We start from the raw sequence: 21676 nt of genomic DNA, 5'->3' as shown, positions 1-21676 counted from the left end.
ACCGTGCTGGATCAGCCGGCGCGATCGGAATTCTTTTCGGGACTGTCGGCCTTCTGGTCGGGACTTTCGGGACGTGGATCGTCGGGGACGATCGGTACGGAGAGTGCGGGGAAGACCGCCGACACCAGGAATGCGACGGGAAAGCTGACCGCCGCGAGGGCCCCGAACACCGGCGGCACGGCCGACGCGAACACGTATTGACTCGTGTTCTGCACGCCGAGGGCGCGTCCGCTCCAATACGGTCCTGATATCTCGGCAACAGCGGTGAAGGCAAGACCGTTCGGGGCAACGGTGGCGACCGACGCGACGACGAGCATGACGATCGCGACGGGGGAGTCGAACCAGTCGGCCACTCCGAGTCCGAGCATGCTGATTGCGGCGGTCACCGCGACCCATCGGAGGGGCCGCATGCGGCTGCCGACTCGATCGGACAACGCGCCGACGCTCATCCGGCCCAGTGCGCCGAGAATTTGCGTCACCGTGACGAGGACGCCCGCCGCCGCTGCCGTCCATCCTCGGTCGGTCATCAGCCATACGAGCGCATACGTCCAGACCACGTACTGCGGCACCACCAACAGGATCGAGGTGGCGTGAATGCGCCACAGCTGCCTGCTGCCCCGGTACGGATTGTCGAGCAGACCCTGCTCCGCTGCATCGATGCGATTGGGACGCGGGGGGTCGACGACTGCCAGACACATCACTGCGGCTGTTGCGCACACGGCCGCGGGTACGAGCAGTGCCGCTCCGACGCCGTGGTCCCGGGCGATGGGTGGGATGGTCAGGGCTGCGATGGCGACGCCCAGAGGGACCGACATCTGTCTGATTCCCATGGCCAATCCACGACGCTGCGGCGGAAACCAGCCGACCACCACACGTCCGCTGGCGCTGTTCGCACTCGCCGCTGCCATTCCGCCGAGCAGGAGCAGGATTGCCAGCAGAGCAACGGAGGTGGTGAACACGGCGGCTGCAGCGGCGAGCGCCGTCAGGCCGAGCCCGACTGCGAGAACCAGTCTTTCGCCGATCCGATCGACCAACACACCCCAGGCGATCAGGGTGAACATGATGCCCACGGTGGGCATGGCGACGACGAGTCCGGCGGCGGGCAGGCTCAGGCCGCGGTCGTCGTGCAGGGCGGGAATGAGAAACGCTGCGCCGTTGATGAACACCGCGCCTGCGGTCTGCGCGAGCATGCCGAGGGCAAGCATGAACCATCGCCTGAACTCGCCGATGTCGGACAGCTGCGCGGTGGCGTCCATCAATTCTCCATCTCAATATATGGACGTTGTTTCTTGCGATATGGAACCGGAGTTCGACCCTACACCTGACCGAACCGCGCTGAACGGACGGTGGCGGAGTGCACACCACGCTTGTCGATAGACTTCCGACATGCGTCTCGGTCGAATTGCAAGTCCTGATGGTGTGGCATTCGTGAGTATCGAAGGTGAGGGTGACTCGCAGACTGCGAAGGAAATCGCCGAACATCCTTTCGGCACACCCACGTTCACGGGTCGGTCGTGGCCACTGGCCGATGTGCGACTGCTCGCGCCCATCCTCGCCAGCAAGGTCATCGCCATCGGTAAGAACTACGCCGCGCACGTGGCCGAGATGGGCGGTGAAGCACCGAAGGACCCCGTGATCTTCATCAAGCCGAACACCTCCATCGTCGGCCCCGGTGCGTCCATCGTGTTGCCGCCGTCCTCGAACGAAGTGCACTTCGAGGGGGAACTGGCGATCGTCATCGGCCGTCCGTGCAAGGACGTCCCCGCCGCCAAGGCGTACGAGGTGGTGCTGGGATACACCGTCGCCAACGACGTCTCGGCCCGCGATCACCAGAAGCACGACGGACAGTGGACGCGCGCCAAGGGACACGACACCTTCTGTCCACTCGGGCCGTGGATCGAGACCTCCCTCGACCCGACCGATCTCGAGATCAAGACCGAGGTCGACGGCGTGGTCAAACAACGGAGCCGCACTTCGCTTCTGCTGCATGACATTCCGAAGATCATCGAGTGGGTGTCCGCGGTGATGACGTTGCTCCCCGGAGACGTCATCCTCACCGGAACCCCCGAGGGAGTCGGACCCATCACCGACGGAGACAGCGTGTCGATCACCGTCGAGGGAATCGGTACCCTCACCAACCCCGTCGCAGCGAAGAAGTAGGGCGAACATGACCACACCAACAGATGTCCGCGTTCGGTTCTGCCCGTCGCCCACCGGTACCCCGCACGTCGGCCTGGTCCGCACCGCACTGTTCAACTGGGCGTTCGCCAGGCATCACGGCGGCACCTTCGTCTTTCGCATCGAGGACACCGACGCCGCACGCGACTCCGAGGAGTCCTACGCCGCCCTGCTCGACGCGTTGCGCTGGCTGGGCCTCGAATGGGACGAGGGTCCCGAAGTGGGTGGCCCGTACGAGCCGTACCGTCAGTCGCTGCGTCGCGACCAGCACCTCGCCGTCGTGCAGCAGTTGCTCGACGCCGGGGAGGCCTACGAGTCCTTCTCCACGCCGGAGGAAGTGGAGGCCCGTCACAAGGCAGCCGGACGCGACCCCAAACTCGGCTACGACAACTTCGACCGCGACCTGACGCCGGAGCAGCGACAGGGATTTCTCGACGAGGGGCGCGGAGCCGTCGTGCGACTGCGGATGCCCGATCACGATCTGACGTGGAACGACCTCGTGCGCGGGGAGACCACGTTCAAGGCGGGGACGGTGCCGGACTTCGCCTTGACCCGCGGTAACGGAGTTCCGTTGTACACGTTGGTCAATCCGGTCGACGACGCATTGATGAAGATCACCCACGTCCTGCGCGGCGAGGATCTGCTGTCGTCGACGCCTCGTCAGCTCGCTCTCTACGAGGCATTGATCCGGATCGGTGTCGCAGAACGCACCCCCGAATTCGGGCACCTGCCGTTCGTCATGGGCCAGGGCAACAAGAAGCTGTCCAAGCGTGACCCCGAGTCCAACCTCTTCATCCACCGTGATCGTGGTTTCGTGCCGGAGGGATTGCTGAACTACCTCGCGCTTCTCGGATGGGGTATCTCGGACGATCACGACGTGTTCACGCTCGACGAGATGGTGGCGGCGTTCGAGATCTCGTCCGTCAATTCCAATCCGGCGCGCTTCGATAATAAGAAAGCCGACGCGATCAACGCCGAGCACATCAGGATGCTGGCAGCGGAGGATTTCGCGGCGCGTTTGCGCGAATACCTCGTCGCTCAGGGCCATCTCACCGAGCCGGTCGACGAGAAGGTCTTCGCTGTCGCGGCCGATCTGGTGCAGACCCGCATCGTCGTCCTGTCGGACGCATGGGGACTGTTGAAGTTCCTGTTCGTCGACGAGGCGGACTTCGAGATCGACCCCGCAGCCGCGGCCAAGAACCTCGGTGCCGATGCCGCACCCGTTCTCGACGCCACTGTCGAGGCACTGACGGCGTTGCAGACCTGGACCACGGCCGACCTGGAGGCGACTCTCAAGGACGTGTTGATCGAGAAGCTGGAGCTCAAGCCGCGCAAGGCTTTCGCCCCGATCCGGGTGGGAGTGACCGGGTCGCACATCAGCCCACCGCTGTACGAGTCCATGGAATTGCTCGGACGCGAGAAGACCTTGGCGCGCCTGGCTGCGGCACGCGCCCAGGTGGCGTGAGGGCGCACGGCCGCCGGCGCACCCCGGTCCTCGGGGAGAGCCTCGAATGAGTTTTTCCGATCGACTGGATCGACTCCAGCGCAGGCGGCCGGTTCTCGGATACCCCATTGCGGTGGTGTACAAGTTCGTCGACGATCAGGGTGGCTACCTCGCTGCCCTGATCACCTACTACGCCTTCGTCTCGCTGTTTCCCGCACTGTTGCTGTTCTCGACGGTTCTGGGAATCGTATTGGCCGGTAGCCCGGAACTGCAGCAACAGATCCTGAACTCGGCACTCGGTCAGATCCCGGTGATCGGGGACGAACTGGGCAGGCCCGACCGCATCGGTGGAGGCACCGTGGGTCTGGTGGTGGGTGTCCTGGGTTCCCTGTACGGCGGGCTCGGGGTAGCCGTGGCGCTCCAGAACGCGATGAACACGGCGTGGACGGTGCCGAAGAACCTACGGCCCGATCCCATCCGCGCCCGCGTGCGCGGCTTGGGTCTGCTGAGCACGGTCGGTCTGGCCGTCCTGGCCATCACCGCACTCAATGTGCTCAGTGCCGCAGGATATTTCGGTCCGGAATCGGGCCTCGTGGTGTTCGTGGTCGGCACGTTCTTCTACGTCGGTGTGTTCGTCGTGGCGTTCAGGCTCGCCACCGCGAGGTCGGTGTTGATCCCACAGGTTCTTCCCGGGGCCGTCGTTGCCGGTCTGATCTGGCAGCTGCTGCAGACCTTCGGCAGTGTGTACGTGAAGTACGTCGTCAGCAACGCGACCGTCACCAACGGTGTGTTCGCTGTCGTTCTGGGACTGCTGGCGTTTCTGTACGTGACGTCGGTGTCCATCGTGATGTGCATCGAGATCAACGTGGTTCGCGTCGATCGGCTCTTCCCGCGCGCGCTGCTGGCCCCGTTCACCGACGACGTCGAACTGACCCAGGGCGACAAGCTCACGTACACCGGGCAGGCAGAAGCGCAACGCAGCAAGCCGTTCGAGGACATCGACGTGACGTTCGTCGACCCGCCGCGAGCTCAGTCCGAATCCAGCTCGGAACCGGCAGCGGAGGCACCGTAGAAGCGGTCGACTCTGGTTTCCATCGGAAACCGGACGGCCGTGTCACCGAACATCAGCCGGGTGGCCGACAACGCCGATTCTGCAACAGCTTCGGCGACACGACCCGACTCGGCGATCGAGCAATGCACCACCACTTCGTCGTGCTGAAAGAACACCAACTCGCTTCCGCTCCCGGAATTCTGGTCGTTCCTGCGGGCTCCGCTCCCTTCGTCGGAATTCCGGTCGCTCCTGCGGGCTCCGCTCCCTTCGTCGGAATTCCGGTCGCTCCTGCGGGCTCCGCTCCCGGCCAACCGTCCGCGCAGATCGGCCAACAGACACAGCGCCCACTCGGCGGCGGTGGCCTGCACGACGAAATTTCGAGTGAACCGGCCACGCGCATGGGCGTCACCGGCGGACCACCACTGCGCCGAGGGCGGTGGGCAGGCCCGTCCCAGCCAGGAACGAACGACCTCGCCCCGTTCACCGGCTCGGGCGGCCTCCTCCACCAGTGCAACGGCACCGGGGAACTTGGCCCGTAGTCGCGTCAGCAGAGCGCGCGCGTCACCCGAGGTCGCGCCGTACAGCACCCCGAGAACGGCGACCTTGGCGTGGCTGCGATCGCCGTCGAACGATTCTGCGGCCACCGGTGCGTACAGATCCGCGGTGCCTGCCGCGGCGACCATACGGGGATCGCCGGACATCGCCGCGAGGATGCGTGGTTCGAGCTGGCCGGCGTCGGCGGCCACGAAGGTGTGGCCGGGATCGGCGATCACACTGGCGCGCAGGGGTTTCGGGATCTGAAGGCCGCCCCCGCCGCGGCTGGCCCACCGACCCGACACCACAGCGCCGGGAACATAGACCGGCCGGAAACGATCGTCGCGAACCCACGCGTCGAGCCACGCCCACCCGTTCGCGGCATGCAGCTTCGAGAGGTCACGGTGCCGCAGCAGTAGCGGAACCGCCGGGTGGTCGATGTCGCGGATGGTATGCGCGCGAGTCGATGTCAGTTCGATACCGACGCGCGCGAACGCGGCCACCAACTCCACGGGCGAGGCAGGATTGACGCGTCGGCCGAACGCCGAGGAGATTTGATTCTCGAGTTCTACGAGGGCCGGGGGAGGGGATCCATCGAGCGGCCGGGTACCGAGCATCGTCTCGAGATGACGGCGATGCGCCGCCGCCGAGAACGGCAACCCGTCGAAGGTCATCTCCGCTGCGGCCAGCCCTCCGGCCGACTCGGCTGCTGCCAGCAGGTGCAGTGCGCGATCGTCGCCGATGTCCCGGAGCTGACGCCGATACTCGGCAAGCACCGCCGCCGGATCGGAGTTCGGGTTCGCGTCGAACAGACCCGGCCTCAGGTCGGCGGGAGCCGACGGCACAGTCGCCGAGCCGGCCCGCATCGCCAGAATGGCACCGACCAGTGCGAGGTCGTGACAGCGGCGTACGCGGACTCCTCGTTCGAGCAGCCGAGGGTAGATACGGCTCGCGTCTTCCAACACCCACCTCGGCCGTTCGTCGCGCTCGAGCTCGGCTACGGCCGCGACGATATCCTCGGCCACGGTGGGATCGCTCAGCGTCGAGCCGTCGTCGGCGAGGTGAGTCAGCACGGCCTGCTCGCCCTGAGGGACGAGCAGAACCTTCATCGGACTCGGCCGGGTCTGCGATCGGTCACGAAGAGCAAGTCTGCTCCACTCGTCGGCCGAGGTGTGGAGGGGGCTCTTCCGGACCCCACTCGACGGTGCCTCGGCCGCTCCCGACGCGTCCACGGCGTGGTTTCGGCGGCTCTGAGCAGCCGATTTGGAGAATGGGTAGTCACCTTTGATAGTCTCTATCCCGGCTCGAAACGCAGTGCACATCGATCGTGATGAGCAATTCGATTCAAGTCCATTGGGGTATGGTGTAATTGGCAACACAGCGGTTTCTGGTACCGCCATTCTAGGTTCGAGTCCTGGTACCCCAGCGAGCAGGTGAAGGCGATTTTGTCGCCGAGGCCGAGGCAGTTAAGCTGACTCAGTACGTACAAGCTCGAACACAATGCAGGTGAAGTTCCTGGCCCCGTCGTCTAGCGGCCTAGGACGCCGCCCTCTCAAGGCGGTAGCGCGGGTTCGAATCCCGTCGGGGCTACAACTGACAACACCCTCTCGATCCGCGGATCGAGAGGGTGTTGTCGTTTCGGTGCGTGCGTCTCAGACGCTCTTGCGGCGGAACATCTTCTGATGGTCGGCCGGACCGTGGACGTTGTTGACCTTCGGTCCACCGTCCTTGTGTTCTACGGAATTGTGGGACTTGCTGTTCTTCTGTTCCAGAACCTCGCGGAACTTCTTCTTCAGTTCTTCACTGCCGGATTCGGGCATGGGGTGACTCCTCGCAGTCGTCGACCGACCGGGTAGGCCGCTCGAGACGAAGGTACCCCACTCTCGCAGCTCGATCAGCTCGTTTTTTCTCGGGCCGGCGGGGCTGCGGTTTACCTCAGAGTCGCTTGTGCAGAGCGTCCGCGGCGGCAAGAAGATCCGCGGCCCACCGCGCTCCGGGCTTGCGTCCGATTCGATCGATCGGTCCGGATACCGAGATCGCCGCCACCACAGTGTCGTTGCCGTCTCGCACGGGCGCGGCGACGCTCGCCACGCCCGGTTCTCGCTCGCCCGCACTCTGTGCCCATCCGCGCCGCCGAACTTCGAGCAGGACGCGCTCGCTGAATTCTGCATCCGGCAGAACTGTTCGTTGTGTCTGCGAATCTGCCCATGCGAGAAGGACTTTGGCTCCCGATCCAGCCGTCATCGGCAGACGTGCGCCGACGAGTACGGTGTCTCGAAGTCCGGTCGGCGGCTCCATGGATGCCACGCACACCCGCACCGTCCCTTCGCGCCGATAGATCTGCACACTCTCACCGGTGATTTCGCGCAGGCGTGGGAGGATCGAGGCGGCAGCGTCGAGCAGGGTGTCCGATGCGCTCGCCGCAAGCTCTCCCAGTCCCGGGCCGGTCCGCCACAGGCCGTCGGCATCCCGTACGAGAAGGCGGTGGGTCTCCAGTCCTACCGCGAGGCGGTGGGCCGTTGCCCGGGGCAGGCTCGTTCGAGCGCACAGGTCGTTGAGATTGCAGGGCGTCTCCGCCACCGCGTGCAGCACCGTCATCGCCTTGTCGAGGACACCGATACCGCTCGATTTGTCGACGAGGCCATTGGGGCTATGCTGTCTCATAGAACGATATTAGCCTCCCGAATGCTGAGATTGCACAACTACGAGATCTTCAGTGCGTGCCGGGGGCATGATGTCGAGACGATCACGCGAGGTGGACCAGCGGAGTTCATCGGCGCGACGACGACAGGGAAGACGAGGTCCGCGACAGCGATGTCCGAAACACCGAAGACTTTGGCGGAGAAGGTATGGGACCAGCACGTGGTGGTCCGAGGCGGCGGAGAAGGCGGAGCGCGTGAGCCGGATCTGATCTACATCGATCTCCATCTGGTGCACGAGGTCACCAGCCCGCAGGCGTTCGACGGCCTTCGGCTGGCCGGCCGCGGACTCCGACGTCCGGATCTGACGATCGCAACCGAGGATCACAACGTCCCGACGGCCGACATCTTCGCGCCCATCGCAGATCTGGTCTCGCGCACACAGGTCGACACTCTTCGCCGCAACTGCGAGGAATTCGGTGTTCGGCTCTACCCGATGGGCGATCTCGATCAGGGCATCGTGCACATCATCGGGCCGCAGTTGGGTCTGACCCAGCCCGGCATGACCGTGGTGTGCGGAGACAGCCACACCTCGACGCACGGTGCCTTCGGCTCGATCGCAATGGGCATCGGTACCAGCGAGGTCGAGCACGTCATGGCGACGCAGACACTGTCGCTGCGTCCTTTCAAGACGATGGCGATCAACGTCGACGGTGAGCTCGCCCCCGGTGTGACGAGCAAGGACCTGATACTTGCCGTCATCGCACAGATCGGCACCGGCGGTGGCCAGGGCTACGTCCTCGAGTACCGCGGTGAGGCCATTCGCAAGCTGTCGATGGAAGCGCGAATGACCATCTGCAACATGTCGATCGAGGCCGGTGCACGGGCAGGCATGATCGCACCCGACGAGATCACGTACGAGTACCTGAAGGGGCGCCCGCACGCTCCTCGCGGAGCCGACTGGGACGCGGCGGTGGCGGCGTGGGACGAACTGGCGACCGATCCGGATGCAGTGTTCGACAACGAGGTCCACATCGATGCCGACACGTTGACGCCGTTCGTCACCTGGGGAACGAATCCGGGTCAGGGTGCGCCACTGGGCGATACGGTGCCCGATCCGGAGGCGATGGTCGACGAGAGCGAGCGAGCGGCAGCGCAGAAGGCTTTGCAGTACATGGGCCTCGAAGCGGGTACACCCATCCGCGAGATCGCTGTCGACACCGTGTTCGTGGGCTCGTGCACCAACGGTCGAATCGAGGATCTGCGGGCCGTCGCATCCGTTCTCGAAGGACATCGGGTTGCCGACGGAGTGCGAATGCTGGTGGTACCCGGGTCCATGCGGGTGCGAGCGCAGGCGGAGGAGGAAGGCCTGGGTGAGATCTTCACGGCCGCAGGAGCGGAGTGGCGTCAGGCCGGTTGCTCGATGTGCCTGGGAATGAATCCGGATCAGCTGGCGGCGGGCGAGCGATCGGCGTCGACGTCCAACCGGAATTTCGAGGGTAGGCAGGGCAAGGGCGGTCGCACTCATCTCGTGTCGCCTCTGGTTGCCGCCGCTACCGCAATCCGCGGAACCCTGTCCTCTCCGGCGGATCTCGCGTAACGCGCGTCCTCGCTCGGATCGATCGAACGCATAGGAGCACATTCGATGGAAGCTTTCACTCGACACACCGGTATCGGAGTTCCGCTACGGCGGTCCAACGTCGACACCGACCAGATAATCCCCGCGGTCTACCTCAAGCGTGTCACGCGCACCGGATTCGAGGACGGGTTGTTCGCGGCCTGGCGCTCGGACCCGAACTTCATCTTGAATCTCGAGCCCTACAACCGAGGTTCGGTGCTCGTTGCCGGGCCCGATTTCGGTACGGGATCATCACGCGAACATGCCGTCTGGGCACTCTCGGACTTCGGATTTCGGGTTGTGATCGCCTCTCGCTTCGCCGATATCTTTCGCGGAAACTCGGGAAAAGCCGGGCTGTTGGCCGCCGAAGTCGATCAGTCGGACGTCGAATTGCTGTGGAAAGCCTTAGAAGAACAGCCCGGTCTGGAAGTAATTGTCGACCTCGTCGACAAGACCGTAACGGCTGGAACGTTGGTGGTGCGCTTCGCGATTGACGACTACACGCGGTGGCGTCTGCTGGAGGGTCTCGACGACATCGGATTGACGTTACGCCAGGTAGAGGCCATTACGGAGTACGAAAAGTCAAGGCCTTCATACAAACCCCTGACCCTCCCGGCGCGGATCGAGACACCCTCCGAAAGCTGACCTGGCACCGGTCCGACACGCTTTGGGGCCGTGAACCATTCCGCGACACCGGAATGAAAATTGGCGTGGCGCATAGACTCTTGACGACTTGGGGTTTACCGTTGTAGTAGTCGGTCCGACGATGGACCACCATATAGCGGAGGAAATCCATGAACAAGGCAGAGCTGATTGACGCCCTGACCGAGAAGTTGGGGTCTGATAGGCGGAGCGCCACAGAGGCTGTCGAGAACATCGTCGACACCATCGTGCGCGCAGTGCACCGCGGCGAGAGTGTCACGATCACGGGCTTCGGCGTGTTCGAGCAGCGTCGTCGCGCAGCGCGTGTCGCCCGTAACCCCCGCACCGGTGAGACCGTTCGCGTGAAGCCGACCAACGTGCCGGCATTCCGTCCGGGTGCACAGTTCAAGGCCGTCATCGCGGGCGGACAGAAGTTGCCCGCAACCGGACCTGCCGTCAAGCGCGGTTCGGCTGCAGCTCCGGCCAAGAAGACTGCGGCAGCGAAGAAGACGGCCGCCAAGAAGGCAGCGGTGAAGACGACCGCCCGCAAGGCCACCACCGCGGCAGCCAAGAAGGCAACTCCGGCAAAGACCGCCGCCAAGAAGGCAGCTCCCGCAAAGACGGCCGCCAAGAAGGCAGCTCCCGCGAAGACCACCGCGCGCAAGACCACGACGGCTGCTGCCAAGAAGGCTCCGGCCAAGACGACCGCTCGCAAGGCCGCAACCACTACGGCTCCTGCCAAGAAGGCTCCGGCCAAGACAGCGGCCAAGAAGACCGTCGCCAAGAAGGCCCCGGCCAAGAAGGCTCCGGCCAAGAAGGCACCCGCGAAGCGCGCAGCGAAGAAGTAGAGCCTGCAGGTTTTCACTCGTCACTCACGCTGCCGCTGACGCGGCAGCGTGAGTGAGACAGGCTGTGAACGGTAGAAGGCCCCCGACTCGAAGATCGAGTCGGGGGCCTTCTGTTTGTCGTTTGCGCCGCTCAGCCGTCGGCGGCGAGGGTGGGCAACGGACTGGCGATGTGATCGGCCGAGATGAGCCTGCCGTCGCGGCGTGAGAGCACCCACACGCTGCCCTTGCGATTTCTGTTGGCCGGCAACGTGATTCCGTCCTTCTCGGCCCACCAACGCATCAAGTCCGGGATCACTTTTCCCTGGCTGCAGACAACGGGGGTGCCGGGAAGTTCGGCGATGTCGCGAGCGCGATGGCGGCCCTTGCGCGGGTCGTCGGCATACCCTTCCTCGGACAAGAGATGCTCGGGAGTGATGTCCACCCCCAACGATTCCGCGAACGGAGCAACGGTCTGCACACATCGAGCACGGTCGGCTGCGTACACGGCATCGCCGCCGAAAGCCCGAAGCAACGACACCAAGGATTCGGCCTGTCGGCGCCCGATCCTGTCGAGTGGACGGTCGACGTCGTTGCCCTTGAACCGTGAGCGCGACCCGGCACTGCCGTGCCGAACCAACAGCACTGTGGAGGTGTCGGCAGGCTTGGCCACGAACCGGCGAAGGATCTTGTGGTCCATGGGATACGAGAGTTCGCGGCCGACGTCCTCGGGCGCTACCCAGCGCAGTTCGTCCACCTCGACATTGGGGACGAACTCGCCCCCGGTGACCTCCGCTGCCCAGTACAGAACTTTCTTGACCCGACGGTGCCCCGGAATCGGGTACGTGACGTAGGACAGAGACCGTCCCAGTCTCGAGTCGAATCCGGTCTCCTCCTTGACCTCTCGGACTGCTGCGTCGACAGCTGTTTCACCGGGATCGAGCTTTCCCTTGGGGAACGACCAGTCGTCGTATTTCGGCCTGTGCACCAAGGCGACCTCGACGCCCGAGCCGCCGCTCGGTGAATGTCGCCACAGGATCGAGCCCGCCGCGAAGATGTTGGCGCGGGGGGAGCCGTCGGAAGTGCCCATCAGGAGCCCTGATTCCTCCGACTGCGCATCAGGTCCACCTGATGCTCACGAACTTTCTCACCCCGAGCCGGTGACGCGACCCAGCCGCCGTCCGGTCCCAGCTCCCAGCATCGAGTGGTGGGGTCGAGGGCAGAATCGAAGATGTCGCTCAGCTGGTTCGCCAACCGAGGATCCTTGACCTGAGCCATCACCTCGACTCGGCGATCGAGGTTGCGGTGCATCATGTCTGCGCTGCCGATCCAGAACTCGTCCGCACCCTGGAAGTGCAGAACACGCGAGTGTTCGAGGAATCGGCCGAGGATGGAACGCACTTCGATGTTCTCCGACAGACCGGGAACTCCTGGCTTGAGAGCACAGATTCCGCGCACCACCACCTTCACCGGCACTCCTGCCATCGATGCTCGGTAGAGCGCGTCGATGACCTGCTCGTCCACCAAGGCGTTGGCCTTGAGGCGAATTCCGGCGCTGCGGCCCTCCTTGAGGTGCTCGACCTCCGCCTCGATGCGCTCGACGATGCCGCGCCGAACTCCGTACGGTGCGACGAGAAGGTTGCGGTACTTGGACTTTCGCGAGTATCCGGTCAGCGAGTTGAACAGATCGGTGAGGTCGGCCCCGATTTCGGGCGAGGACGTCAGCAGGCCCACGTCCTCGTAGATGCGCGCTGTCTTGGGGTTGTAGTTGCCGGTACCAATGTGGCAGTACCGGCGAATGACGGATCCCTCTCTACGCACCACGAGGCACGTCTTGCAGTGCGTCTTGAGGCCGACGAGGCCGTACACCACGTGCACGCCCGCCTTTTCGAGCTTGCGGGCCCACTCGATGTTCGCCTGTTCGTCGAAACGCGCCTTGATCTCGACCAGCGCAACCACCTGCTTGCCCGCGCCTGCGGCATCGACGAGCGCGTTGACGATCGGGGAATCTCCGGAGGTCCGATAGAGCGTCTGCTTGATGGCGAGCACCTGCGGGTCGGCCGCGGCCTGCTCGATGAAGCGTTGAACGCTGGTGGAGAAGGAATCGTACGGATGATGGACCAGGACGTCGCCGTCGCGCAGGGTGGAGAAGACGCTCTTGGGTGTCTCGCGCTCACCGAATGCCGGGTGAGTGGCCGGAACGAAGGGGGCGTCCTTGAGGTTGGGGCGGTCGACGCTGTAGACCTGCCACAGGCACGACAGGTCGAGCAGTCCGGGCACCTGAATGACGTCGCCTGGATCGACATCGAGTTCGCGAAGCAACAATTCCAGCATGTGCTCGGTCATGTCGTCGGCGATCTCGAGGCGGACCGGAGAGCCGAAACGCCTACGGGCGAGCTCTCGCTCCAGTGCCTGGAGGAGGTCCTCGTCGCGGTCTTCCTCGACCTCGAAATCGGCGTTGCGCGTGATACGGAACGCGTGAGACTCGACGACCTCCATCCCGGGGAAGAGCACGTCCAGATGAGCCGAGATCAACTCCTCCATCGACAGGAAGGCGTCGATGCGGTGGTTGCCCTCGCCGCGCTTGACCCGCACGAAGCGATCGACGTTGTCGGGCACCTTCACGCGGGCGAAGTGCTCACCTGTGGTGGAGTAATCCTTCACTGTCACAGCGAGATTCAGGCTCAGCCCGCTGATGTAGGGGAAGGGGTGGGCCGGGTCGACGGCCAGCGGTGTGAGAACCGGGAAGACCTGCTCGGTGAAGTACTCCGACAGCCGGGAGCGCTCGTCACTGTCCAGGTCGGACCACCGGATGATCGCGATGCCCTCGGCGGTGAGCTCGGGCAGGATCGAATCCAGCAGCACTCGCGCATGTTTGAGCGCGAGCTCCTGGGTGCGTTGACCGATCACCGCGAGCTGCTCGCGTGGGGTCATGCCGTCGGCGGAGCGGACCGACAGTCCGGTTTCGTCACGGCGCTTGAGACCCGCAACCCGAACCATGTAGAACTCGTCGAGATTCGACGCGTAGATCGCGAGGAACTTCGCCCGTTCGAGCAAGGGGAGCGACGAGTCCTCCGCGAGCGCGAGAACGCGGGAGTTGAAATCGAGCCAGCTCAATTCCCGGTTGAGATAGCGATTTTCGGGGAGCACGGTGGCAGCGTCGACGGATTCCGGTGTGGCGGCCGGAAGCGCGGAGGGAATACTCGGCATCGTCGCCGCGATCGGAGCGCTCCATGCCGGGTCCGAACCGGTGGCCTTTCCGGTCTCGATCGGAGGATCCTGGTTCGCTGACTGCGCGTCGTCTTTGCTCACCGCACGATCATCCCCCATACCGGGCGTCGGTGAAACTCCGATGGCAGAACTCGAGTCTCCGTTCACTCGACTCCCACGGCGGTCCGCGCCATCAGGCAGTCGTCGCCGATGCTTCGTCACTCCACCCGAGCGAGTGGAGGACGGCCGCCGTCGCCGGTCCGACTCCCAGACGGTGCGCTCTGCGGACGTCGTCGGCGGTGTCCACGTCCAGTCGAAGACCCGGCCAGGTGCCGTCGAGTTCCCGTGCGCCCGAGACGGTGTGGCGACGGGCGGAGTCCCGTCCGAACAGTGGTGCCAACTCGTCGGGGGAGTCCTTGAGGATCAGGGCGGCGGTCCCCGTGCCGTGATGGTCGACCACGAGCGATCTGCCTCCCCGGCGGGCCCCGGCGTAGGCCTGCGCGAGTTCTGCCGAACGCATCGCAGGCAGGTCTGCTTGCAACGCGATGATGTCGACGCGGCGCGCGGCGACGGTCTCGCCCCCACCGACATCCACACCGACATCCACACCGACGTCACCGTGACGTAGTACGTGCGCTGCGGCCGCGAACGCGTGGTTGAGGCGTTGGTCCGGTTGCAGCGCAGGATCGCGGACCGGTTCGTCGAACACCAGTGCGCCGATTCTTCGGGCCGTCTCTGCGACGAGAGGATCCGGGGTGACCACCGTGACCGAATCGACCACCGAGACGGCGTCGGCGGCCGCGACGGTGTCGCTGAGCATCGCGAGCACCAATCGAGTCCGATCGGGTGCCGAGAACTCCGTCGCCAAGCGCGACTTCGCCGCGGTGAGATCTTTCACCGCGATGAGAACCCTGACGACACGGTCGCCGTCGTCGTCTCGTGATGCACCCATGGTGCTCGATCCTGCCAGCGTCACCGATCTGTGCCGACTCCGACCGCCCGAGCAGGTCTGCGAGTTAGGGTGATGCGCGCGTGGACAGGGCATCGGCGAAGTAGGCGAGGGGTTGGCGGAATGAGCAGAGCAGCGGTATTGGGGTCGGGTTCGTGGGGGACCGCATTCGCCAAGGTGTTGGCCGATGCCGGAACGGACGTCACCATGTGGGCCCGCCGCGAGGAACTCGCTGCATCCATCACCGACGACCACGAGAACAAGGACTACCTTCCGGGAATCGAGCTACCGTCGTCCATCCGTGCGACGAGTGATCCGGTGCGTGCCCTCGACGGAGCCGACATCGTGGTTCTCGCCGTGCCGTCGCAGAGTCTGCGGGCCAATCTGGGGGCGTGGACCGACTCGATCCCGCCGCAGGCAACGCTGCTCTCCCTGGCGAAGGGAATCGAGACCGGAACGCTCATGCGGATGAGTCAGGTGATCTCTCAGGTCACCGGTGCCGATCCCAGCCGGGTGGCGTGCCTGTCCGGGCCGAATCTTGCGCGCCCGATCGCCGAGGGGCAGCCCGCAGCCACCGTCATCGCCTGCTCCGACTCCCAGCGAGCCCTCGAGATTCAGAAGTCCTGCGCCACCGGATATTTCAGGCCTTACACCAACAGTGACGTCATCGGCGCCGAGATCGGTGGTGCCTGCAAGAACGTCATCGCCCTCGCCTGCGGGATGGCCGCAGGCGTCGGATACGGCGAGAACACCCTCGCGTCGATCATGACCAGGGGTCTGGCCGAGATCATCCGCCTCGGAGTGGCGCTCGGTGCCAAGCCGTCGACGCTCTCGGGCCTGGCCGGTGTGGGCGACCTGGTCGCCACCTGCTCGTCGCCTCTCTCGCGCAATCGCACGTTCGGAGAGCGACTGGGTTCGGGCGGCTCCCTCGAGAGTGCGCAGGAGGCAGCGCACGGGCAGGTGGCCGAGGGCGTCAAGTCCTGCACCTCGGTGCGAGCCCTCGCCGAGAGTTACGACGTCGAGATGCCACTGACCGACGCGGTGCATCGGGTGTGTCACGGTGGCATGTCCGTTCCGGACGCGGTCGGGCACCTGCTGGGACGTCGTATCAAGCCCGAGTGAGGCAGTGATGGCGGTCTCGCGACGAACAGGGCGAATCCGCGTTCGATGAGCCGCGGCGGTACGGTTTCTCATCGTGAGTACTCCCCGCATCAAAGTTGCCGTCGTCTTCGGTGGCCGCAGCAGCGAGCATGCCGTGTCCTGTGTATCGGCAGGTAGCGTGCTGCAGAACCTCGATCCGGCCAAGTACGAGGTGGTTCCGGTGGGGATCACCGCGGACGGTGCCTGGGTACTCGGCTCCTCCGACATCGATGCGTTGGCGATTCACGACCGGGTGCTGCCGACCGTCGACAAGACGGGAGCCGCGCTTGCGCTCAGTACGGACCCCGGCCACGCCGGTGCTCTTCTCGCCCTCGGCGAGGGGGAAGGCGGGACGGTGCTCGCATCCGTCGACGTCGTGTTCCCCGTTCTGCACGGACCGTACGGCGAGGACGGCACCCTGCAGGGTCTGCTCGAACTGGCCGGCGTTCCGTACGTCGGGCCGGGCGTGCTGGCCAGCGCTGCGGGCATGGACAAGGAATTCACCAAGAAGCTGCTCGGAGCCGAAGGACTGCCGATCGGTCGCCAGGTCGTACTCCGACGCGCGGTCGACGACCTGACGGCTGCCGAGCGTGAGCGAATCGGCCTGCCCGCATTCGTCAAACCGGCCCGAGGTGGATCGTCCATCGGAATCTCGCGCATCACCGCGTGGGACCAACTACCCACCGCGATCGCCGTCGCACGCGAACACGACCCCAAGGTGATCGTCGAGGGCATGATCCACGGCCGCGAGGTCGAGTGCGGGGTGCTGGAATTTCCCGACGGCACCGTGCGCGCGAGCGCCGTCGCCGAGATCCGAATTCCCGACGCGGACATCGACGATCATGCTTTCTACGACTTCGACACCAAGTACCTCGACGATGTCAGTGAGTTCGACATCCCGGCGGCACTCGACGACGCCACGAGCGACCGCATACGTGAACTCGCCGTCGCGGCCTTCCGAGCGTTGGACTGCCAAGGCCTGGCGCGGGTGGATTTCTTCGTCACCGAGAACGGTCCGGTCATCAACGAGATCAACACGATGCCCGGGTTCACCTCGATCTCGATGTACCCCAAGATGTGGGCGGAATCGGGCGTCGACTACCCGACGCTCATCGCGACTCTGATCGACACCGCCCTCGCCCGCGGCACCGGTTTGCGCTAGAGCCGTTGCGGCCCAGCGCTACTGCAACGGAGCCGGGTCGAGAGGTTGTTGGGGCAGCGCATCCGACACGGCCGAGGACGCGTCCTGCAACGGGGTGGGGCCCGAGTCGCCCGGAATCGTCAGGGCAACGTACACGCCGCGATCGACGACGAACCATGTGCTGGCATCGATCCCGTCGTCTTCCCCGGACACCTCGAACCACTGAACGCCGTTGATCACCTGCAGAGGTGCGGCCACATCGAACCCGATGGGCCGGGGCAGGCCGCACCGCAACACGACCGGCTCGGCGTTCTCCACGTCCGAGGCCCACGCGCGGACTCCGACCGGGGCCGGGTCGGCCAACTCGGCCCTGGTGTAGTCGCCGAGGTTCTCGGGCAAGGCGTCGAGCAGGGACGTGCACTGCGCGCTCGCGGCATCGGGGGAGTCGACCGGGCCCAGCGCGACCGGATCGCGAACGGGTGAGCGGTTGACCGCGATGGCGGCAACCAGAACTCCGACGACCAGCGCGACCGGCAACGCGATCGCGGTGGCGATGACTGCGGGATGGCGCTGCTCGCGAGTGCTCTCGGTCTCGGCCGGGCTGTCTTCGGTGCCGGCGTCGTTGCCGGTGTCGGGTGAATTCACGAGCTATCCGACGGACGTCGTCGACTGCGGGGCCACGGGGCAGGTGAGGGTACGAGTGATGGCATCGACCTTCTGGATGCGGGAGACGATCTCGGCGATCTCGGCGTCGGAGGCACCGTCGGCGCGCGCGATCACGTCGTAGGGCCCGACCACTGCCTCCGCCGACACGACACCGTCGACGGCCTCGATCTGCTGTGCGACGGCCGTCGCACGGCCCACCTCGGTCTGAACGAGAACGAATGCTTGCACCATCGGTGGTCCCTTTCCCCTGCCGGACTTCTCGACTGTAGGTTGGTTCGACTACGTTCTCTTCGCACGTAACCTGCTGCATCGGTACTGTCCCGACCGCCGCTAAAAGGTACCGCAGGCTCGGCGCGCGCTCCGCGTGAGACCGTCGCGCACGCACCGCGTTCTCAGGGAGGAACATCATCGACGACACCGTCACCGACTCGTCCACCGGCAGCGAGCGCACCGTCGCGCAGGTCGGTGAATTCGACGTGATCGCCCGCGCCGTGGCAGACCGTGTGCAGCCACCGTCGACCATCGTCGGGCCGGGTGACGACGCAGCCGTCGTCGCCGCGTCCGACGGTCGGATCGCGGCGTCGACCGATATGTTGGTGCACGGCAGGCACTTTCGGCTCGACTGGTCGAGTCCGATACAGATCGGCCGCAAGTCGATCGCGCAGAACGGCGCGGACATCGCCGCAATGGGCGCGCAGTGCTCGGGTTTTCTCGTCTCGCTCGGGTGCCCGGCCGACACGCCGGTGAGCGTGACCGACGGCCTCAACGAGGGCATGTGGCTCGAGGCGGTCGCTGCTGGATCGGCCATCGTCGGCGGCGATGTGGTGCAGTCGCCGGAGCTGGTGATCTCGATCACCGCGCTCGGCGACCTCCAGGGCCGGGCACCGGTTCTTCGGTCGGGGGCGCGTGCCGGTGACGTGATCGCGTACGCGGGACGGCTCGGCTGGTCGGCGGCCGGACTCGCCCTCCTGCTCGGCGACAGGGACAGAACCGGCCACGACGCCGTGGTGGACGCGCACCGAGTGCCCGTCCCTCCGTATCGCGCCGGGATCGACGCGGCAGAGGCGGGAGCGACCTCTCTCACCGACGTTTCCGACGGCTTGTTGGCCGATCTCGGCCACATCGCCGACGCGTCGGGCGTTCTGCTGGACGTCGATCCCGACCTGCTGGACATACCGGTCGAAGTACGTTCGGCCGCAACACTGATGGGTCACGATCCGCTGGACTGGGTGCTCACCGGAGGCGAGGATCACGCTCTCGTCGGCACCTTCCCCGATACCGCAGGCGTTCCCCGGGGATGGACGGTGATCGGACGTGTCCAGCACGGCGGTGACGGACAGGGCCCGCGAGTGACGGTCGGCGGACGCCCCCATTCGGGTAGATCGGGATGGTCGAGTTTCGAGGGCGAGTGAACGCGGTCGGGTTCATCGGGTCGGCTAAGTTGCAGAGATGGCTATCTACGCACTCGGTGATCGCGAACCCGACATCCACCCAGACGCCTACGTCCATCCCGACGCCGTCGTCATCGGAGCGGTGACTCTGGCGGCCGGATCGTCGGTGTGGCCCACTGCCGTTCTGCGGGCCGATTACGGCACCATTTCGATCGGCGAGGGCACCAACGTGCAGGACGGGACCGTGGTGCACTGCACCCCGATCGACGCAACGGTCATCGGTTCCGGGTGCGTACTGGGCCACAACGCGCACGTCGAGGGTGCGACCATCGGGAACAACTGCCTCATCGCCTCGGGCTCGGTGGTACTGAACGGCTCGAAGATCGGTGCCGGCTCGATCGTGGGGGCAGGCGCAGTGGTGCCGTTCAAGTTCGTCGTTCCCGAACGCTCCATGGCGCTGGGGGTTCCGGCGAAAATTCGCGAGGGGTACGAGGTTCCCGAAGGGCATGTCGACATCAACGTGCAGATGTACTCGGCCAACGCCGCGTACTACCGCGACGCGCTGCGCCGGATCGATCGGTGACGCCGCGTCCGCTCGCCGAGAGCGTCGAATCGGGGTGGGCGGCCGCCCTTGCACCGGTCGAGTCGAATGTTGCTGCCATGGGCGACTTCCTACGGGCAGAACTCGCCGCAGGCCGTCATTACCTCCCCGCCGGCGAGAACGTACTGCGCGCTTTCCGCCACCCCTTCGATGGAGTTCGCGTCCTCATCGTCGGTCAGGATCCGTATCCGACGCCGGGACACGCAGTGGGGCTGAGCTTTTCCGTTGCCCCGGATGTGCGACCCGTACCGCGCAGTCTGAGCAACATCTTCAAGGAGTACTCGGACGATCTGGGGTTGCCCACGCCCAGCAACGGTGATCTGACACCCTGGGCGGACCGCGGGGTGATGCTGCTCAACAGGGTGCTCACCGTAGAGCCGGGTCAGGCTGCGTCGCACCGGAAGAAGGGGTGGGAAGCGGTGACCGAGCAAGCAATTCGTGCACTCGTCGCCCGGGCCGAGAATCCCGACGCGCCCGGACTGGTCGCCGTTCTGTGGGGACGTGACGCGGCGAGCCTGAAGCCGATGCTCGGATCGGTGCCCTACATCGAATCCGCGCACCCGTCTCCGCTGTCCGCGTCACGCGGATTCTTCGGATCCAAGCCTTTCAGCCGTGTCAACGAATTGTTGGTCGAGGGGGGAGACGAACCGATCGACTGGACGCTGCCGTGATCGAATCAGGAGAAGTCGGGCCGACGCTTCTCGACGAACGCGTCGACGCCTTCACGTCCGGCAGGTGACGACGCGGCTGCGGAAATCGAGGCGGCTTCGGCGTCCAACTGCTGTGTCAGCGTGACCGATTCGGCGGCCCGCAGCAGAGTCTTGATTCCCTGATACGCCGATGTCGGCCCGACGGCAAGGGTTCGCGCCAGGCGCTCGGCCTCGCTGTCGACGATGTCGTCGCCCACCAGGCGGCTGAGAATCCCGAGACGAACTGCCTCCTCGCCGTTGATGATCGAGTCGTTGAGAAGGATGTCCATAGCGCGGCCCGAACCGACGATTCGGGGGAGTGTCCACGACATGCCACCGTCCGGAGTGAAACCGATCGAGGGATACGCGGGGCGAAGCTTGGTCGACGGCCCGCCGATGGCGATGTCGGTGAGGCAGACCAGGCTCATTCCTGCACCGGCAGCCCAACCGTGCACACCGGCCACGACCGGGACGCTGACGGCGGCCAATTCACGAACGAAGGCGTGGAACGTGTCGGCGACAGAACCGACGAAGGCGCCCCGATCGGCCGCACCGGCGAAATCGCGAACATTGCCACCTGCGCAGAAATTCGGCCCTCGACCGATGAGCAGGACGCTTCCGATCGCGGTGCTGCCGTCGTTGACGGAGCTCAGAGCCGCGGTGCCGTCGGCGATACCCTCCAGGTCGAGCGACGCACCGCCGGCGTCGGTGGCGACGACGATGCGCAGTACACCGTCCTCGATGCGGACCTTGCTGGAAATGTCGGCGTCCGAATAAGTCACGTTCCGGACTCTAACCGACGTCGTGATTCCGCCGTGGGGCCGCGGTGCCTCGGTACGGATCCGCGATCCCGCTTCCGGCACTTACCGGCTGTGTAACAGAACGGAACGGAACGGGCCGGAAGCACGAACGACTGTGCCCCGCCTCCGAAAATCGGGGGCGGGGCACAGTGCTCGCAC

Annotated in this window: 21 protein-coding genes and 2 tRNA genes; 13 read left to right on the top strand and 10 right to left on the bottom strand. The window is 65.4% G+C overall.

What is annotated here, in order from left to right; all coding sequences use genetic code 11:
* Positions 1 to 11: 11 nt before the first annotated feature.
* Positions 12 to 1256 (bottom strand): MFS transporter, encoded by a 1245-nt coding sequence (locus CH283_RS21340; protein WP_217901128.1) that lies wholly within the window; start codon positions 1254 to 1256, stop codon positions 12 to 14.
* Between the two features lie 130 nt (positions 1257 to 1386).
* On the opposite strand from CH283_RS21340, the gene CH283_RS21335 reads away from it, so the two are divergent.
* From CH283_RS21335 to CH283_RS21325, 3 genes are read left to right on the top strand one after another with little or no spacing between them, the layout of a single operon-like run.
* The gene (locus CH283_RS21335) at positions 1387 to 2160 is read left to right on the top strand and encodes a fumarylacetoacetate hydrolase family protein (protein WP_094642252.1); all 774 of its coding nucleotides are present in this window, start codon (positions 1387 to 1389) and stop codon (positions 2158 to 2160) included.
* A 7-nt stretch (positions 2161 to 2167) separates the two neighbouring features.
* Positions 2168 to 3643 carry a glutamate--tRNA ligase gene (gltX, locus tag CH283_RS21330; protein WP_094642251.1) on the top strand — a complete coding sequence of 492 codons (1476 nt, stop codon included), beginning with the start codon at positions 2168 to 2170 and terminating at the stop codon, positions 3641 to 3643.
* A 46-nt stretch (positions 3644 to 3689) separates the two neighbouring features.
* Positions 3690 to 4694, top strand: coding sequence for a YihY/virulence factor BrkB family protein (locus CH283_RS21325; protein ID WP_176460485.1), 1005 nt, complete (start codon positions 3690 to 3692; stop codon positions 4692 to 4694).
* On the opposite strand, the gene CH283_RS21320 is transcribed toward CH283_RS21325, so the two are convergent.
* Positions 4652 to 6316: a bifunctional 3'-5' exonuclease/DNA polymerase gene (locus tag CH283_RS21320; RefSeq protein ID WP_094642250.1), complete on the bottom strand. Its 1665-nt coding sequence runs from the start codon at positions 6314 to 6316 to the stop codon at positions 4652 to 4654. The two genes, CH283_RS21325 and CH283_RS21320, sit on opposite strands and share 43 nt — an antisense overlap.
* 245 nt (positions 6317 to 6561) lie before the next feature.
* Between CH283_RS21320 and CH283_RS21315 the strand changes: the two genes are divergently transcribed.
* Positions 6562 to 6633, top strand: a tRNA-Gln gene (locus CH283_RS21315).
* 91 nt (positions 6634 to 6724) lie between these two features.
* Positions 6725 to 6797, top strand: a tRNA-Glu gene (locus CH283_RS21310).
* 62 nt (positions 6798 to 6859) lie between these two features.
* Here the strand turns inward: CH283_RS21310 and CH283_RS28415 are convergent.
* Entirely contained in the window at positions 6860 to 7027 is a 168-nt protein-coding gene (locus tag CH283_RS28415) for a DUF5302 domain-containing protein (protein ID WP_176460484.1), read from the bottom strand.
* 115 nt (positions 7028 to 7142) lie between these two features.
* Entirely contained in the window at positions 7143 to 7871 is a 729-nt protein-coding gene (locus tag CH283_RS21305; protein ID WP_094642249.1) for an IclR family transcriptional regulator, read from the bottom strand.
* A 150-nt stretch (positions 7872 to 8021) separates the two neighbouring features.
* On the opposite strand from CH283_RS21305, the gene leuC reads away from it, so the two are divergent.
* The 3 genes from leuC to CH283_RS21290 all read left to right on the top strand — a co-directional run bounded on the left by leuC (position 8022) and on the right by CH283_RS21290 (position 10954).
* Entirely contained in the window at positions 8022 to 9446 is a 1425-nt protein-coding gene (gene leuC, locus CH283_RS21300; RefSeq protein ID WP_094642441.1) for a 3-isopropylmalate dehydratase large subunit, read from the top strand.
* Between the two features lie 45 nt (positions 9447 to 9491).
* Positions 9492 to 10109: a 3-isopropylmalate dehydratase small subunit gene (leuD, locus tag CH283_RS21295; protein ID WP_094642248.1), complete on the top strand. Its 618-nt coding sequence runs from the start codon at positions 9492 to 9494 to the stop codon at positions 10107 to 10109.
* A 149-nt stretch (positions 10110 to 10258) separates the two neighbouring features.
* The gene (locus CH283_RS21290) at positions 10259 to 10954 is read left to right on the top strand and encodes an HU family DNA-binding protein (RefSeq protein ID WP_094642247.1); all 696 of its coding nucleotides are present in this window, start codon (positions 10259 to 10261) and stop codon (positions 10952 to 10954) included.
* A gap of 130 nt (positions 10955 to 11084) precedes the next feature.
* On the opposite strand, the gene CH283_RS21285 is transcribed toward CH283_RS21290, so the two are convergent.
* From CH283_RS21285 to CH283_RS21275, 3 genes are all read right to left on the bottom strand, one after another.
* A complete protein-coding gene (locus CH283_RS21285) occupies positions 11085 to 12020 on the bottom strand; it encodes an NUDIX hydrolase (RefSeq protein WP_094642246.1) in 936 nt (311 codons plus the stop codon).
* Entirely contained in the window at positions 12020 to 14140 is a 2121-nt protein-coding gene (locus tag CH283_RS21280; RefSeq protein WP_255183299.1) for an RNA degradosome polyphosphate kinase, read from the bottom strand. The genes CH283_RS21285 and CH283_RS21280 overlap by 1 nt, the downstream gene beginning before the upstream one ends.
* Before the next feature lie 193 nt (positions 14141 to 14333).
* Positions 14334 to 15110, bottom strand: a complete 777-nt coding sequence (locus CH283_RS21275) for a 2-phospho-L-lactate guanylyltransferase (protein ID WP_373454818.1) — start codon at positions 15108 to 15110, stop codon at positions 14334 to 14336.
* 102 nt (positions 15111 to 15212) lie between these two features.
* On the opposite strand from CH283_RS21275, the gene CH283_RS21270 reads away from it, so the two are divergent.
* Both CH283_RS21270 and CH283_RS21265 read left to right on the top strand, forming a co-directional pair.
* Entirely contained in the window at positions 15213 to 16211 is a 999-nt protein-coding gene (locus CH283_RS21270; RefSeq protein WP_094642242.1) for an NAD(P)H-dependent glycerol-3-phosphate dehydrogenase, read from the top strand.
* A 73-nt stretch (positions 16212 to 16284) separates the two neighbouring features.
* Positions 16285 to 17391, top strand: coding sequence for a D-alanine--D-alanine ligase family protein (locus CH283_RS21265; RefSeq protein WP_094642240.1), 1107 nt, complete (start codon positions 16285 to 16287; stop codon positions 17389 to 17391).
* A gap of 18 nt (positions 17392 to 17409) precedes the next feature.
* On the opposite strand, the gene CH283_RS21260 is transcribed toward CH283_RS21265, so the two are convergent.
* Together CH283_RS21260 and CH283_RS21255 are read right to left on the bottom strand one after the other, a co-directional pair.
* A complete protein-coding gene (locus CH283_RS21260) occupies positions 17410 to 18015 on the bottom strand; it encodes a DUF3515 domain-containing protein (RefSeq protein WP_094642238.1) in 606 nt (201 codons plus the stop codon).
* Positions 18016 to 18018: 3 nt separating this feature from the next.
* Positions 18019 to 18267 carry an Lrp/AsnC ligand binding domain-containing protein gene (locus CH283_RS21255; RefSeq protein ID WP_037189711.1) on the bottom strand — a complete coding sequence of 83 codons (249 nt, stop codon included), beginning with the start codon at positions 18265 to 18267 and terminating at the stop codon, positions 18019 to 18021.
* 173 nt (positions 18268 to 18440) lie between these two features.
* Between CH283_RS21255 and CH283_RS21250 the strand changes: the two genes are divergently transcribed.
* Genes CH283_RS21250 through CH283_RS21240 form a run of 3 tightly spaced genes read left to right on the top strand, consistent with a single transcriptional unit; the run spans position 18441 to position 20699 of the window.
* Positions 18441 to 19448 (top strand): thiamine-phosphate kinase, encoded by a 1008-nt coding sequence (locus tag CH283_RS21250; protein WP_094642236.1) that lies wholly within the window; start codon positions 18441 to 18443, stop codon positions 19446 to 19448.
* Between the two features lie 37 nt (positions 19449 to 19485).
* Entirely contained in the window at positions 19486 to 20010 is a 525-nt protein-coding gene (locus CH283_RS21245) for a gamma carbonic anhydrase family protein (RefSeq protein ID WP_094642234.1), read from the top strand.
* Positions 20007 to 20699 (top strand): uracil-DNA glycosylase, encoded by a 693-nt coding sequence (locus tag CH283_RS21240; protein ID WP_094642232.1) that lies wholly within the window; start codon positions 20007 to 20009, stop codon positions 20697 to 20699. The genes CH283_RS21245 and CH283_RS21240 overlap by 4 nt, the downstream gene beginning before the upstream one ends.
* Positions 20700 to 20704: 5 nt before the next feature.
* On the opposite strand, the gene CH283_RS21235 is transcribed toward CH283_RS21240, so the two are convergent.
* On the bottom strand, positions 20705 to 21499 hold the full coding sequence (locus tag CH283_RS21235; RefSeq protein WP_082898647.1) for an enoyl-CoA hydratase/isomerase family protein: 795 nt from the start codon (positions 21497 to 21499) through the stop codon (positions 20705 to 20707).
* Positions 21500 to 21676: the final 177 nt, after the last annotated feature.

This window comes from Rhodococcus sp. 05-2254-2 (assembly GCF_002259095.1).
In the GTDB taxonomy this organism is placed as follows: domain Bacteria; phylum Actinomycetota; class Actinomycetes; order Mycobacteriales; family Mycobacteriaceae; genus Rhodococcoides.
Note: the sequence above shows the minus strand (reverse complement) of the source record. Positions and strands in the feature narration are given on the sequence as shown.